Source organism: Alkanindiges illinoisensis, assembly GCF_004377485.1.
In the GTDB taxonomy this organism is placed as follows: domain Bacteria; phylum Pseudomonadota; class Gammaproteobacteria; order Pseudomonadales; family Moraxellaceae; genus Alkanindiges; species Alkanindiges illinoisensis_A.
In genome coordinates, this window is sequence record NZ_SNTY01000036.1 from 1 (window position 1) to 15293 (window position 15293).

11 protein-coding genes and 1 pseudogene are annotated in these 15293 nt (G+C 46.8%); 3 read left to right on the forward strand and 9 right to left on the reverse strand.

Features of this window, described 5'->3' with window-relative positions; genetic code table 11:
• Nucleotides 1-650 precede the first annotated feature (650 nt).
• Nucleotides 651-1862, reverse strand: a complete 1212-nt coding sequence (tyrS, locus tag E2B99_RS09045) for a tyrosine--tRNA ligase (RefSeq protein WP_134244661.1) — start codon at nt 1860-1862, stop codon at nt 651-653.
• Nucleotides 1863-1935: 73 nt separating this feature from the next.
• On the opposite strand from tyrS, the gene E2B99_RS09050 reads away from it, so the two are divergent.
• Together E2B99_RS09050 and E2B99_RS09055 are read left to right on the forward strand one after the other, a co-directional pair.
• Nucleotides 1936-3066: an anhydro-N-acetylmuramic acid kinase gene (locus tag E2B99_RS09050; protein ID WP_134244662.1), complete on the forward strand. Its 1131-nt coding sequence runs from the start codon at nt 1936-1938 to the stop codon at nt 3064-3066.
• 30 nt (nt 3067-3096) lie between these two features.
• Nucleotides 3097-3363, forward strand: coding sequence for a hypothetical protein (locus tag E2B99_RS09055; protein WP_134244663.1), 267 nt, complete (start codon nt 3097-3099; stop codon nt 3361-3363).
• Nucleotides 3364-3419: 56 nt separating this feature from the next.
• Here E2B99_RS09055 and E2B99_RS09060 read toward each other — a convergent pair.
• The 4 genes and pseudogenes from E2B99_RS09060 to E2B99_RS09075 all read right to left on the reverse strand — a co-directional run bounded on the left by E2B99_RS09060 (nt 3420) and on the right by E2B99_RS09075 (nt 7213).
• Nucleotides 3420-4322 (reverse strand): annotated as a pseudogene (locus E2B99_RS09060) (metal-dependent hydrolase).
• A 211-nt stretch (nt 4323-4533) separates the two neighbouring features.
• Entirely contained in the window at nt 4534-4869 is a 336-nt protein-coding gene (gene erpA, locus E2B99_RS09065) for an iron-sulfur cluster insertion protein ErpA (protein WP_026472127.1), read from the reverse strand.
• Between the two features lie 131 nt (nt 4870-5000).
• Complete coding sequence (locus E2B99_RS09070) at nt 5001-5999, reverse strand: putative solute-binding protein (protein ID WP_430981471.1); 999 nt, start codon at nt 5997-5999, stop codon at nt 5001-5003.
• A gap of 221 nt (nt 6000-6220) precedes the next feature.
• Complete coding sequence (locus E2B99_RS09075) at nt 6221-7213, reverse strand: putative solute-binding protein (RefSeq protein WP_134244665.1); 993 nt, start codon at nt 7211-7213, stop codon at nt 6221-6223.
• 329 nt (nt 7214-7542) lie between these two features.
• Here E2B99_RS09075 and E2B99_RS09080 point away from each other — a divergent pair, with 329 nt between their 5' ends.
• Nucleotides 7543-9576, forward strand: coding sequence for an ATP-binding cassette domain-containing protein (locus tag E2B99_RS09080; RefSeq protein WP_134244666.1), 2034 nt, complete (start codon nt 7543-7545; stop codon nt 9574-9576).
• Nucleotides 9577-9721: 145 nt separating this feature from the next.
• Here E2B99_RS09080 and E2B99_RS09085 read toward each other — a convergent pair whose 3' ends face one another.
• From E2B99_RS09085 to dnaN, 4 genes are all read right to left on the reverse strand, one after another.
• Nucleotides 9722-10159: a CinA family protein gene (locus E2B99_RS09085; protein ID WP_205669664.1), complete on the reverse strand. Its 438-nt coding sequence runs from the start codon at nt 10157-10159 to the stop codon at nt 9722-9724.
• Between the two features lie 191 nt (nt 10160-10350).
• Entirely contained in the window at nt 10351-12858 is a 2508-nt protein-coding gene (gene gyrB / locus E2B99_RS09090; RefSeq protein WP_134244667.1) for a DNA topoisomerase (ATP-hydrolyzing) subunit B, read from the reverse strand.
• 33 nt (nt 12859-12891) lie between these two features.
• On the reverse strand, nt 12892-14013 hold the full coding sequence (gene recF / locus E2B99_RS09095; RefSeq protein ID WP_134244668.1) for a DNA replication/repair protein RecF: 1122 nt from the start codon (nt 14011-14013) through the stop codon (nt 12892-12894).
• Nucleotides 14014-14034: 21 nt separating this feature from the next.
• The gene (gene dnaN / locus E2B99_RS09100; protein ID WP_134244669.1) at nt 14035-15189 is read right to left on the reverse strand and encodes a DNA polymerase III subunit beta; all 1155 of its coding nucleotides are present in this window, start codon (nt 15187-15189) and stop codon (nt 14035-14037) included.
• Nucleotides 15190-15293: the final 104 nt, after the last annotated feature.

Sequence of the window (15293 nt, forward strand, 5' to 3'; positions counted from 1 at the left end):
AGTTCAAATCAATGATAATTTATCATCGCCAAAAACCAGTAAAAATCCACACAAGTTGTTCTTTACAATCTTTTAATGAATCAATCCACCAATCTCTTGGTAAATTCACAACACCTCGTCAGTGTTGTCTAAATCAGAGCGCGTATTCTATATCATATTCGCTCTTTGTCAATCATTTTTTAAATATTTTTTCGATTATCTCTACTTAAACACTTAAATCATTTTACTGACTGATTTGACTATGCTTTTAGCTAACTTGTTGTTTATTAACAACTTATTGTTTCGCTTCATCATCGCCGTGGTGCGCATTATAGGGGGTTTAAAATGCTTTGCAACCCTTATTTTAAAATAATTGATTAGGCGTTTATGTTTTAAGCATTTTTCTGATATATGCCTAGTTTTTGATCTATTTAAGCTTAATTTTAAGCTTTTTTATTATTTCCTTATTTAAAAAGCACTTTATCCATTCTTTCATAAGTTGTACCAACTCGCCTTCGACAGGCTCAGGCAGCGTTGGTTGAGCTTGTCGAAACCAGAATTATGCAAGAGGTCTATTTATTGTGATTATTTCAAAAATTGAAACAATAGTGACTTAATGTTTTTTAATACAGAAGCGGCTTAATGTAGCCGCTTTCTGAATATATTGATGATTAGGCAATCACCTTAACCCGTGCAATGGCTTTTTTACCCGCCTGAATAATGACTTTATCTCCCTGCTTCAGGGTAAAGCTGGCATCAATCACTTGCTGATCGACCTTGACTGCACCACGACCTAAAGCATCCTTGGCCTGCGCTGCATTTTTGGTGAGTCCTGCACGCGACAGTACGCTGGTAATGAATAATTGTTCCTGACCTTCCAGCGACAGTTCAACTTCATTGATGTCTTCAGGAATTTCACCATCGATAATGCGATTGCCGGCACTCTTATGCGCATTGGCGGCAGCATCAGCATCATGGAAGCGTTCGACCAGTTCCAGTGCAATGATACGTTTAATCTCCTGCGGATTGCGCCCTGCGGCCATTTCTTGCAGGTACTGCTTTACTTCGGACATTGGTTTAAAGCTCAGCAGTTCAAAATAGCGCTCAATCAGACTATCCGGCATGGAGAGGATTTTCTGGTAAATGGTGCCAGGAGTATCGAACACACCAATATAGTTGCCCAAGGATTTGGACATCTTTTGCACGCCATCCAGACCTTCCAGAATAGGTACGGTAATGCATACCTGTGGTTCCTGATCATAGCGGCTTTGCAGGGTGCGTCCCATGAGCAGGTTAAAGGTTTGATCGGTGCCGCCCAGTTCGACATCGGCCTTGAGTGCTACTGAGTCATAGCCCTGAATGAGTGGATACAGGAACTCGTGGATGGCAATGGGCTGCTGGTTTTTAAAGCGCTTGGAAAAGTCGTCACGCTCCATCATGCGTGATACGGTTTGCTGGCTGGCCAGACGGATCAGGTCGGCGGCACTTTGGGCATTAAACCATTCACTGTTAAACACCACTTTGGTTTTAGCCGGATCAAGAATTTTAAATACCTGTTCCTGATAGGTTTTGGCATTGGCCAGTACATCTTCACGGGTTAACGGCGGACGCGTGGCACTTTTTCCAGTCGGGTCGCCAATCATGCCGGTATAGTCGCCAATCAGAAAATACACCTCATGGCCGAGATCCTGAAAGGTTTTGAGTTTATTAATCAGCACGGTATGGCCCAGATGCAGATCAGGGGCTGTGGGATCAAAACCGGCTTTAATCCGCAGTGGACGGTTTTCTTTTAATTTTTTCAGCAAGTCTTCGCGGGAAATAATGTCGGCAGTGCCGCGCTCAATTAGCTCAAGTTGTTGCTCAGCAGGTAAAAATGTTGTCATGGCAAATCAAAAACAATAAAGTTGGCATTGCGCGCTATACTAACTTTTTTTTGGGCGAATTGCAGGCTTTGATATGACAGCAATGTATATAGGGATTATGTCTGGCACCAGCATGGATGGTATTGATCTGGTGGCTGCCTCATTTGATCCGCTGGTATTGCATGCCACCTTGACTGTTCCATTCCCTGAAGAATTGCGCGATGAGCTGATGGCGTTAAGTTCGCCCGGTGACAATGAAATTGAGCGTATGGGTCAGGCCGATGTGGCTTATGCCCGACTGGTTGGACAAGCAGTGCTTCAATTGCTGGAAGAAAATAACTTAGATTGCTCCCAAATTATAGCCATTGGCAGTCATGGTCAAACGATTCGCCATCGGCCACATCTGGGCTTTAGCCTGCAAATTGGTGATCCAAACTTAATTGCTGAAATCAGTAAAATTCCGGTGGTATCTGATTTTCGCCGCCGTGATCTGGCAGCAGGTGGTCAGGGCGCGCCATTGGTACCCGCCTTTCATCAGGCATTGTTTGGCCACGCCAGCATTCACCGGATTATTTTAAATCTGGGTGGAATTGCCAATATCAGTGTGCTGCCTGCCGGAAATCCGGCGCAGGTGTATGGTTATGACACTGGCCCGGCCAATGTACTGATGGATGGCTGGTGCAAGCGGCATACCGGACAGAATTATGATCAGGACGGTGCCTGGGCTGCCAATGGCAATTCAATTCCAGCACTAATGGAAATAATGCAGCGGCATGATTACTTTGGTAAAAAGCCGCCAAAAAGTACCGGGCGTGAAGATTTTAATATGGACTGGCTGGATAATCAGCTGGATGACTGGCGTAATCAGGGCGATTATGATCCCAATGATGACCATCCTGAAAATATTCAGGCTACTTTATTAAAGCTGACTGTTCGGCCAATTAAAAAAGCCATTGCACGTTGTGGCCTGCCTGGTGGGGAGCTGTATGTGTGTGGTGGCGGGGCTTACAACAAAACTCTGATGGAGCAATTACGCTGGAAACTGGGCAAGCATGACTGGATCGTTGAAAGTACTGAGGCACTGGGCCTGTCGCCCACCTGGGTTGAAGCCACCGCATTTGCCTGGCTGGCCAAACAGCGTATTGAACAGCAGCCGGGTAATTTGCCCGTCGTGACTGGTGCCAGTGGATTACGGATTTTAGGCACACTAACAGGCTCAGTTTAGGTGCTAAATTGAAAAGTACTGGTTAAATTTATGTGGAAATGGTTATTACAGCAACTTGATATTAGTGCCGAGCTGCCCAGATTTTCTATACTCTATATGGGCTTGTCTGGGGCCGTAATGGGTATGGCTTTTGTCGGGCTATATTTTCATTATGTACAACAGGATAATCATTTGCTGGGCATTGCCATTATCCTCACCTTGCTCATGTCATTGCATGAACGCTACTGGATTAAGGCGCATAAAAGTGCCAACCTGACCTTGCTATCTGCGGTGATTTATAGCCTGCTGATGTTATAAACAGGCTTTTCCACTCCAGCTTTACTATCCAAAAATTTAAAAATTAAATTCCAGATTTAAGCAGCAGCCAGTGCGGCAGGCGAGCGATTGAGATAATCTAGTGCCTGCTGGGTATTGCCTTCGTGCACTGGATGAAAACTGGGTGGCAACCAGCGCAAACTGGCTTTAAGCAAATAGCTAAAACGCGGCACATGATCAGTTTTACGACCCGTTTTTTCCATGGCTCACAACATTTGCAATACATTATAGCGCGCATACTGTTTGGCATCGGCATCCTCACGGCAAATTGCACGCAGGCCATCAGCCCAGACTTTAACCAGTATTGGCAATACAATCGCCATGAGTGCCTGTCGGCTCAGGTAAAAGCCAAATTCATTTTCAAACAAATGCGCAAACAGGTCAAAGGCCACACTACGATGTTCAACCTCTTCCGCCAAATGCCAGCGAAACAGGTCAGCCATCACCGGATCAGCCTGATCCAGACTGGTGTTATCCAGTGACCACTGGCCTGCAACTCCGGTAAAATGTTCAATTGCAGCGACCACCCCAATCCGGGTGAGCAACCATAATTTTTCCGTGGCTTTAAATTGCAGTGCCTTTATCCCAGCCGGTGCTTCACCCAATAACACCTCAAACAGATAATGCATGCGGCGGTTATAGGCCTCTACATTAATCTGATGGGTTTTGAAATACTGTAAGGCATGCTGATGGGTACGCCCATGCACGGCTTCCTGACGAATAAAGCCCAGCACATCCTGTTTCAGTTGCTCATCCTTAATATAAGGCAGCGCCTTGTTATACACCCGGCAAAACCAGAACTCACCGGCTGGCAACACCAGATGGGCCACATTTAAAAAATGGGTGGAAAAGGCATCATTGGGAATCCAGTGCTTGGGAACCCCTGAAAAATCAAAATGAACCTTACGTGCCTTAAGCTGATGATGGGCAAATGCGGTCATGGGCTTTGTCCTGCTGCAACAATCAATACTGTTACTACTATAAAAAATTGCAGTCCAGGCAAACCAGCGCTATTGAGGACATTGACACGCCTTGTTGTCCTTTAATGATAAAACAGGCGATAAACCCTATAATCAAAGGCAAATCCATAAAAAAAGCGCCCTGATTTAGGACGCTTTCTTCATAATATTATAGGCGTATTGCAGTGCTAGCTCATATGGAAAATGAGGAACCACAGCCACAGGTAGTGGTGGCATTTGGATTTTTGACAATAAAGCGTGAGCCTTCCAGGCCTTCCAGATAATCCACTTCTGAACCCACCAGATACGGATAGCTTAATGAATCCACCAGCATGGCGACGTCACCATTTTCAAATCTGGCATCATCATCATTGGCAGCTTCTGCAAAGCTAAAGCCATAGGAAAAACCTGAACAGCCGCCACCCGTCACATAAACGCGTAGCATTAAGTCGTCGCCACCTTCCCCTTCGCGCAATTGACGAACCTTGTTCGCTGCACGATCTGTCAATACCAAAGCAGGAGCGTTCATGCCTGTCTCCAAAAACATAAAATCCGGGCCAGTATACTGGCAATATCAGGTTGCTACTGTAGCACAACCCAAACTATAAATTGGGTTGTGCTGCTGCCTTTTCAAGCATTTTTGCAACCGGATAACCGATTTTACTCGTCTTTGAGCGCGCATTCAAAACTGGATGGTTCAGCCTGACAGCGTGCACGCTTGAGGAACGACATCATTTTCTTGTTATAAATGCCTTCTTTGGTTAAGGCAATCCGTGATTCACGCATCAGTTTTACATAGCCAATCTTGTCATTGGCCGGAATGTCCATCCAGTACTTGGCTGGTACTTCTTTTTCCATTTTGCCCAACATGCCAAAGGCACGCGGTAACTGGCCAGCAATCCACTCACGGGATTTTTGTCCGTAGCCGGCCGGGAACTTATCCTTACGAATAATCACGTTACCGGTGACCTGCAATAATGGGAAACGCACAATCGCGCCCTTGGTTCCCAGACCCTTGTATAATTCCATGGGTTTATAGGCAACAATCGGTGCGCCAATAATATCAACCTGTCCATTGTTAAACTTGCCACCAAAGTTGGTCACATCGCTGGATACCGGCTGTGCGCCAATTTGCTGAACCATTTTGGCCTGTGCCTTGTCATAATCCAGTACCGCAACTTTTTTGCCTGCTGCCTTGGCAATGGTATTCAAATTGCGGTCATTAACAAACAAATAGGCTGCACCCACGGGAATCACACCAGCCACTTCATACGGTCCACTCACCATATCGGCAGCCAATTGCGGCTTGGCCAGTAATTGCATAACATTTACAGCCAGTTTCAAGTCAGGCAATGCCCCAATGGCATCAATTGAACCGGTAAAGCTATTGAACTGGCGGCCGCGCATGCCACTAATGGCAGCACCATCACACTTACCAGCCTTAAAGTCTTCTGCAGCAACACGCTCATCGGTATAGGCTTTAAGCTGGACATCAGCACCCCAGCCTTTAGCAGCCAGTGCATAATCTTTCATTAAGGCATACACATCACCAGCGGTACCCACCAGATCAAATACGCAAAAGGTTTGTTTGGCCTGAACCTGACTGGATGCCATGGCAATAACACCCGCCATTAATCCGAATTTTAACTGTTGTCGCATCATTTTTATGTCCTCATGTCCTGTTGGGGATGACACTGCTTTTCCAAGCAGCTTTAACAGTGCTAGGTATAGTCGCTTCCGTTGCGTTTAACAATAATCTTTTGGCAGTTTTTCCTGTCACTAAGGTCAATAAAAAACCCGACCTAAGCCGGGTTTTCTATTACTTTTCAGGATAGCAAATATTTATAACATCAGCTATCAAGACAGCTTATCGTCGAGAATTACTCGTCTTTCAATGCACATTCAAAGCTGGATGGCTCAACCTGACAACGCGCACGTTTCAGCAGGCTCATCATGCTCTTGTTGTACAGGCCTTCTTTGGTTAAAGCAATGCGTGATTCGCGCATCAGCTTCACATAGCCTACTTTGTCATTGGCTGGAATGTCCATCCAGTACTTGGCAGGAATAGCAGCTTCAGTCTTGCTGATTAAAGAAGTCATGCGTGGAAGCTGGCTGGCAATCCAGGTACGGGATTTTTGACCAAAACCAGCAGGGAATTTGTCCTTGCGAATGATCACGTTACCAGTAACCTGCAAAATCGGGAAGCGTACAATCGCGCCTTTGGAACCCAGCCCTTTATGCAGCTCCAGTGGCTTGAATGCCATGGCTGGTGCACCAATGATATCAACCTGGCCATTGTTAAACTTGCTACCAAAGTTGGTGACATCGCTGGATACCGGCTGTGCACCAATCTGCTGAACCATTTTGGCCTGTGCCTTGTCATAGTCCAATACGGCAATTTTTTTACCAGCTGTTTTAGCAATGGTATTAATGCTACGGTCATTCACCATCAGGTAAGCAGTACCCAATGGCACCACACCTGAAACTTCATAATTACCGTTAACCATGTTGCTGGCCAGTTTTGGGCTTGCCATTAACTGCATGACGCTTTGCGCAACCTTGCTGCTTGAAATCGCGCCAATGGCATCAATAGAACCGGTGAAGGTATTGAACTGACGTCCACGCATACCCGTTAAGCTAACGGCATCACATTTGCCTGCTTTAAAGTCTTCTGCAGCTACGCGCTCATCGGTATAGGCTTTAAGCTGGACATCAGCACCCCAGCCTTTGGCAGCCAGCGCATAATCTTTCATTAGGGTGTAGGTATCACCGGCGGTACCCAGCAAGTCAAACACACAAACGGTTTGTGCCTGAGCAGTATGGGACAGGGTGAAAACAGACGCAGCCGTCATGGCCAAAGCAATTTTTTTCATCTTTAACTTCCTAGCAGAAAATTTCAGCTATGCTTGTAGGGTGAAATTGGACATCATCCAAGTTGATATATTCTATCGGACAATTGTGTGAAACAATAGAGTATTTACTCCAATTTGCTCCACCATTTTTTGTTTTTTTACGTGTGGTTTATATTATTTGTTAATGAATTGTCTGTTAATGAACCGCGCTCAGTATTCATCGTGCTTTCATGATGCTGGCATGAACCCACTGTAAAGTTATGTCATACCAATTCTAAGGCTTAGCCTAGCACAAGTGAATGCTATTTAGACTATAATTTGCCTTTCCTTTACATTGCTCCGGATGCGTCATGATTCAGCTTCAAAATTTTGCTATTCGCCGTGGTGGCCGCCTGCTGTTTGAAAATGCCACCATGCAATTGCATCATGGCTGGAAGATTGGCTTGACCGGCGTGAATGGTGCAGGTAAATCCACCCTGTTTGCGGCATTGTTGGGTTCTATTCAGGGCGATGTCGGCAGCTTAACTAGACCTGCAGGCTGGATTGTGGCGCACATGGCGCAGGAAGTTGAAAGTCAGGAAACCTCAGCCATTGATTTTGTATTGTCCGGTGATGAGGAATGGTGGGACATTCATCAACAGCTGGAACATCAGGCTGACCAGCTCGATATGGATACCCTGACCCAGCTGTATGGCCGCTTTGATGAAATTCATGGTTATACCGCGCCTGCTCGAGCAGCACAAATGATGGCAGGACTGGGCTTTCTGGAAAACCAGATCAGGCTGCCTGTGTCGAGTTTTTCAGGTGGCTGGCGCATGCGCCTGAATCTGGCGCGTACCCTGATGAGCCGCTCCGACCTGCTACTGCTGGATGAGCCGACCAACCATTTGGATCTGGATGCGGTATTGTGGCTGGAAGACTGGCTTAAAGCTTACGAAGGCACACTGGTACTGATTTCGCATGACCGTGATTTTCTTGACGGCATTGTTGACCATATTATTCATATTGAAAATGCCCAGGTAACACTTTATACCGGCAATTATTCCACCTTTGAACAAACCCGCGCTGAACGATTGTCCCAGCAGCAACAGGCCTTTGAAAAACAGGAAGCCACCCGCGCACACCTGCAAAAATATATTGATCGCTTCAAGGCGCAGGCCACCAAGGCCCGTCAGGCACAAAGCCGGATCAAACAATTGGAGCGTATGCAAAAGTTGGCGCCTGCGCATGTAGATACGCCATTTACCTTTAGCTTCCGTGAACCAACCCGCATGAGTTCACCCCTGTTGCGGCTAGATCATGTAGATGCGGGTTATGCCAGCAAACGAATTCTGAAAACGATTAACCTGCAAATTACACCCGATAGCCGTATTGGTTTGCTGGGTATGAATGGGGCGGGTAAATCCACTTTAATTAAAACACTGGCGGGTACACTGGCGCCTTTAAGCGGTGAACGTGCTGCCAGTGAATTGCTCAATTTGGGCTATTTTGCCCAGCACCAGATGGATGCACTGGATGGCGATGCTTCGCCCATGCTGCAACTGGCACGTCTGGCTGGTCGCCAAATCTCTGAAGCCACCCTGCGTGCTTTTTTAGGCAGCTTTGGTTTTAGTGGTGAGCGCATGGATACGCCCTGTGAGAGTTTTTCCGGTGGTGAGCGTGCCCGTTTAGCGCTGGCACTGATTGTCTGGCAAAAACCCAATGTACTGATTCTGGATGAACCGACTAACCATCTGGATCTGGACATGCGGCATGCGCTCACCATGGCCTTGCAGGATTTTGAAGGTGCTGTAGTGCTGGTGTCGCATGAACGCCAGCTGATTGCCAGTGTATGTGATGAACTGATGCTGGTGCATGATGGCAAGTGTGAAGCCTTTGATGGCGATCTGGTGGATTATGCCAACTGGTTGCGTCAGGCCCGCATTGACCTGGAAAAACAGCAAAAAGCCCTAACACAAAAAGCTAATGAGCAAAAAATTAACGATCAAAAAACATCATCGACCCCTGTTGAAAAACCTGCCCTTGTGGCAGCGCCTGTTCAGGCAATAACTCAGCCTGTCCCTTCTGTGTCATCTGCTGCTAATACAGGTTTAAGCAAGGAAGAATCACGTAAGGAAGCTGCACGGCGCCGTGAAGCCACTCGACCGTTACGGGACAAAATTGAAAAACATGAAAAGCAGCAGCAAAAAGTTCAGCTGCGGTTGACTGAAATTGAAAATTTGCTGGCTGATGAATCCTTATATTTGCCCGAGCAAAAGACTGCGTTGCTAAAACTTATGACTGAACAAACTGAATTAAAGGCCACGCTGGAGCACAGTGAAAATGAAACGCTCGAACTCATGCTTGAGCTAGAAGAAATGCAACAGGGATTTAATCAAGCATAGATTTTTTTTTAAACATTAAAAACTCCCTGTTCCACGTGGAACAAGGAGTTTATTTTTTCTTTTCAATAACAATAGTTGAGCGTATTTACTTTTTAAGCTGCACGTTGCTGCTTTAGGTATTGCATCACCAGTTGGGCAATCCGGTCTATAGCCTGCAAAATAATTTCTTCAGCTGAACCCTGAAACACTTCACGGTGATTATAGGATTGTTCCCGAATAATGATATGAAAAACATAGTACCCACTGGCTTTTGCGGGGTTTCACTACCCCCAGCTGAAGCCAGACCTGTTACGCCAACAATAATATCTGCATCAAAAAACTGCTTCAGGTTTTTAGCAATGGCTTCGGTTACTTCGGCAGATTCAGGCGTGAACTGGTCAATTAATTCCTTGGGAACTTTTAGCAAATCCTGCTTGATACAGGCATCGTAACAAACCAGACTGCCTAACAGGCACTTTCCTGCATGATTGGTCAGAGAAAATTCTGCGGCTAAACGCCCGGCTGTGGCACTTTCCACAAAAGCAATTTTTAGTTTTTGCTCTGCCAAAAGCTGAGCACATTGTGCAACATGCTGAGACGACATATTCATCCATTTCAGTTACTTTCCTTTTATGAAAGTTAGCATGGATATTCTTGCATCAGCGTAATGTTTTGGTTGAGGTTTATTATTGTGGTGCAGTCTTATTTTCAGTTCTTTACAACGGTGTATCCAATTTCCACCTATAAAAAAGCTGCAACCTGTGCAGCTTTTTTACGAAGGACTAACTCAAAACATCAAATGTCCAGATTGGTTACTGTCAGGGCATTTTCTTCAATAAATGCACGGCGTGGTTCCACGTCATCCCCCATCAGGCAGCTAAACATATGATCGGCATTGATGGCATCATCAATCGTCACTTGCAGCATGCGGCGGTTTTCCGGATCCATTGTGGTTTCCCACAATTGTTCGGCATTCATCTCACCCAGCCCTTTATAGCGCTGGATCATCAGGCCACGACGGGAATCCTGCATGATCTGGTTCCATAAGTGATGGAAACTGCCAATCGGAATCTGTTTGTCACCACGTTGCAGATAAGCCCCTTCTTCCAGCAAGTTTAGCCAGCTTTGGCTGCTATTGACCAGGCGCGCATACTCTGTAGACTGCAATAGCGCCGTTTCCAGTAAATAATGCTGTGGCAGGTTATGCACATACACGGTTAAACGAGGCCAGTAAACGGTTTTGCCAATACCTTCTTCCCCGGTAGTGCTAAAGCTTTCTAGACTAAACTCAGGCAGCAGGCTTGGCTGAATCTGGCTGATTTGCTCAACCAGTTGACCAGCCCAGTGGGTGACATAAGCCTGATCTACTGCTTGTTCCACGTGGAACATCGGCACTTGCAGTAAGCCTTGTAATAGACTGGCCGGATAACGCTGGCCTAGCCTGTCCATGGTTTTCTGGGTGGTTTGATAGTCAGCAATCAGCTTTTCCAGTGCACTACCATTAATGGCAGGCGTATCTGGACTAACATGCAGTTTTAGTTCATCCAGCGCACTCGACACCAGATATTGTTCCAGAGCTTCACCGTCTTTGAGATACTGTTCCTGCTTGCCTTTCTTGATTTTATACAAGGGAGGCTGGGCAATATAAATATAGCCGCGTTCCAGCAGCTCAGGCATTTGACGGAAAAAGAAGGTTAGCAACAGGGTGCGAATGTGTGAGCCGTCTACATCAGCATCGGTCATCAGGATAATCTTGTGGTAGCGCAATTTGTCTGGGTTGTATTCTTCCCTGCCAATGCCACAGCCCAGCGCAGTAATGAGCGTGCCCACTTCCTGACTGGAAATCATGCGGTCAAAGCGCGCACGCTCCACATTCAGGATTTTACCTTTTAGCGGTAAAATAGCCTGCATTTTGCGGTTACGGCCCTGCTTGGCACTACCACCCGCAGAGTCCCCTTCCACAATATACAGCTCGGATAATGCCGGGTCTTTTTCCTGACAGTCCGCCAGCTTGCCAGGCAAACCTGCAATATCCAGCGCACTCTTGCGGCGGGTCATTTCACGGGCTTTACGGGCTGCATCACGGGCACGCGCTGCATCAATGATCTTGCCGACAATGGTTTTGGCCACATTGGGCTTTTCCAGCAGGAAAGTTGAAAACTCGCGGCTCATGGATGATTCCACGGCAGGTTTTACTTCACTGGATACCAGCTTTTCCTTGGTCTGGCTGGAAAACTTGGGATCAGGCACTTTTACTGAAACAATGGCAGTTAATCCTTCACGGGCATCATCACCAGTAACATTCACCTTTTCCTTTTTCAGCAGGTTTTCACTTTCCATATAAGTGTTCAGGCAGCGGGTTAACGCTGCACGAAAGCCAGCCAGATGGGTGCCGCCATCCTTTTGTGGAATATTATTGGTAAAACAGTACACACTTTCCTGATAGGAATCGTTCCACTGCAAGGCCACTTCCACCCCGATCCCATTATCGGCCTGCACGGTAAAATGGAAGATTTCATTGAGCGGATGCTTGCCTTCATTAATGTATTTGACAAATTCAGACAGACCGCCTTCATAGTCAAACACGTGCTCAACATTGGCGCGTTCATCTTTAAGAACAATACGCACGCCCGCATTCAAAAATGACAGTTCGCGCAGGCGACGTGCCAGAATATCCACTGAAAAAATAGTCTGGGTAAACGTATCACTACTGGGCCAGAAGCGTAATGTGGTACCTGTTGTGCTGGCTTCACCGGCGACACGGAGCGGATAATCCGGTACGCCATGGCTGTATGATTGTTCATACAGCTGGCCATTACGGCGAATGTTCAAGGTCAGCTTGCTGGACAGGGCATTAACCACCGACACCCCTACCCCATGCAAACCACCGGAAACTTTGTAGCTGTTGTCATCAAACTTGCCACCAGCGTGCAGGATGGTCATGATGACTTCAGCAGCGGATACGCCTTCTTCCGGATGAATATCCACCGGAATGCCACGACCGTTGTCACTCACGCTCACGGATTCATCAGAATGAATGATCACTTTAATTTCGTCACAGTGACCGGCCAATGCTTCATCAATGGCATTATCAACCACTTCAAACACCATATGGTGCAGGCCGGTGCCGTCATCAGTATCGCCAATATACATGCCGGGACGCTTACGAACGGCATCCAGGCCGCGCAGCACTTTAATGCTGGAAGAATCATATGCCTTGGGGCTGTCTTGCGGTTGCAGCGAATCTTGTACTGAATCTGGTGATATTTCGGTCACTGACTGGGTCTGGGAATCAGAACTCATGTTGTCTCCCTGATGATTCATATTTAAAAATGCTTAATTCAAATGAGATGGCACGTCATTGCCAGAAAATGGACGGGGCTGAACCTGACCGTTGCTGACTTCAAAAACAGCCGCCGGTAGGCTCAGGATTTCCTGCATTTTCTGTACCGCACTGCCATTGAGGGTAGTTATAAAGACTTGACTGTTTAAGCCGGCCAAGGTGGACAATAACCGTCCCTGGGCAGTGTCATCCAGCTCGGCACTAAAATCGTCTAATAATACCACAGTTTCCTTATTCAAGTCTTGCAGCAGATGTATTTGCGATAGCTTTAATGCCACCATCAGCAGCTTTTTCTGGCCACGGGACAGTACCTCATCAGCAAGACCTAAGGGCGTTTTTAAACGCAAGTCTGCGCGATGTGGCCCATGCTGCGTGGTGGCTCGATCCATGTCCCGACCACGATGCTGCACCAGACTGGCAGCCAATCCCTGCTCACTGTCAAACCCTGCTGTATAGGCCAGGCTGATTTCAATATGTGGCAATAACTGCTGGCAGTAATGCTTAAATAAGGGCTGCCATTGCAGCATGACTTTTTCACGCAGGCCATCAATTAGCTCACCATATTCAGCCAGGCCAAGCTCCCAGCTTTGAATACTTTGCAGCCAGAGCTTCTGATCACTAAGCGGATGCTTCAGCAGGTTATTGCGTTGTTTTAGCGCGCGTTGATAGCGTAGCCATAAACCGTGAAACTCATGTTCCACGTGGAACATCAGCCAGTCCAGTAATTGGCGTCGTGGCTTGGAACCTGTATCCAGCAGGCTAATGGTATCTGGGTCAATCAGCTGAATGGGCAACAGTTTGGCCAGTTCACTTTGGGTGGCAACGGTATCGCCATTAAGCCGGATAATTTGTTCGCCAGATGCAAACTTTTGCAGGCCTAATCTGTAATATGTGGATTCGGCGTAAACCAGCCCGTCAAGCTCACTGTGCTGGATATACTGCTTGACCAGATTGGTACGGAATGAACGACCCGTGGCCAGAATATGAATGGCTTCCAGAATCGATGACTTGCCGCTGCCATTAGCACCATAAAAAATATTAAAGGGCTGAAGCTGAGCCAGCTCCACCCCTTTTAAATTACGGATACGCTCAATATGCAGGCGCTGTAAATGCATGGCAAATGGCCAGAAACAGGATTAAACCCGCATTGGCATAACCACATACAGACTGCTGCTAGTAGTTGGGTCTTGTACCAAAGCGGAGGCATTGGCCTCTGACAAGGTGAGTTGTACCTGATCACTGCTTAATACCCCGATCACATCCAGCAGATACTGGGCATTAAAGGACATCTCCAAGCTATCGCCTTCATAGGAAATTGCCATGTCTTCAACGGCTTCATCCTGCTCGGGATTATTAGCACGGAGTTGCAGTTCATTGTTTTTGAAAACCAGAAATACACCACGCAATTTTTCATTACTTAAAATTGCAACCCGCTGCAAAGACTGACGGAATTGATCATGGTTGATGAGTACAATCTTGTTGCCATGCCGCGGCAGCACACGACGGTAATCCGGAAACTTGCCATCAATCAGCTTGGTAGTAAAACGAACAACAATCTCGTTGTCCTTTTCCTTATCTTTACTGTTCAGGGTAATGCTGACGTTCATCAGCTCGCGGCCAATAATGAGGGTTAACGGCTGCTCATCCACTGAAAGCAGGCGCTGTAGCTCACCTACAGCCTTGCGTGGTACAATCGCTTGCAGCGTTTGCTGACCTTCGAAAATAGCAGAGGTTTCAGACAGTGCCAAACGGTGACCGTCGGTGGTCACGGCACGCAGTTGCCCCTCGCCCACTTCAATTAAAGTACCAGTCAAGTAAAAGCGCACGTCCTGCACAGCCATGGCAAATGCGGTTTTATCCAGCAGCTTTTTCAGTTCACTTTGCGCAACCTGTACGGATTCACCGGCAACTACCCCATTGCTGGCCAGTAAGGGATAATCTTCTGCTGGTAGTGTACCCAGTACAAAACGGCTGTTTCCCGACTTCAAGATGCAGCGCTGGTCATCAGTTACTTGCAGGTCAATTAGCGCAGCATTGGGCAAGGATTTACAGATATCTACCAGTTTGCGCGCAGGCACGGTAGTTTCTCCCGGCTGCAAGCAGGCACCACTGGCAAGCTGGGCACTTGCTACCAGTTCAACTTCCAGATCAGAACCCGTTACGGTGAGTTGCTGCTCGGTAACCTGTAACTTGATATTGGACAAAATACTTAAGGTATGACGACGCTCTACCGCCCCAACCACATGAGATAAGACATTCAATAACAAGTCTTTACTGATTTTCAGGCGCACGCTGCTTTCCCCTTGAGATCATACATTTCAACACCGCATGCTTATTTAAAACATGGCAATTTGATTTAATGCGGAGATGAAATTAAAGCAATAATGATTACAGA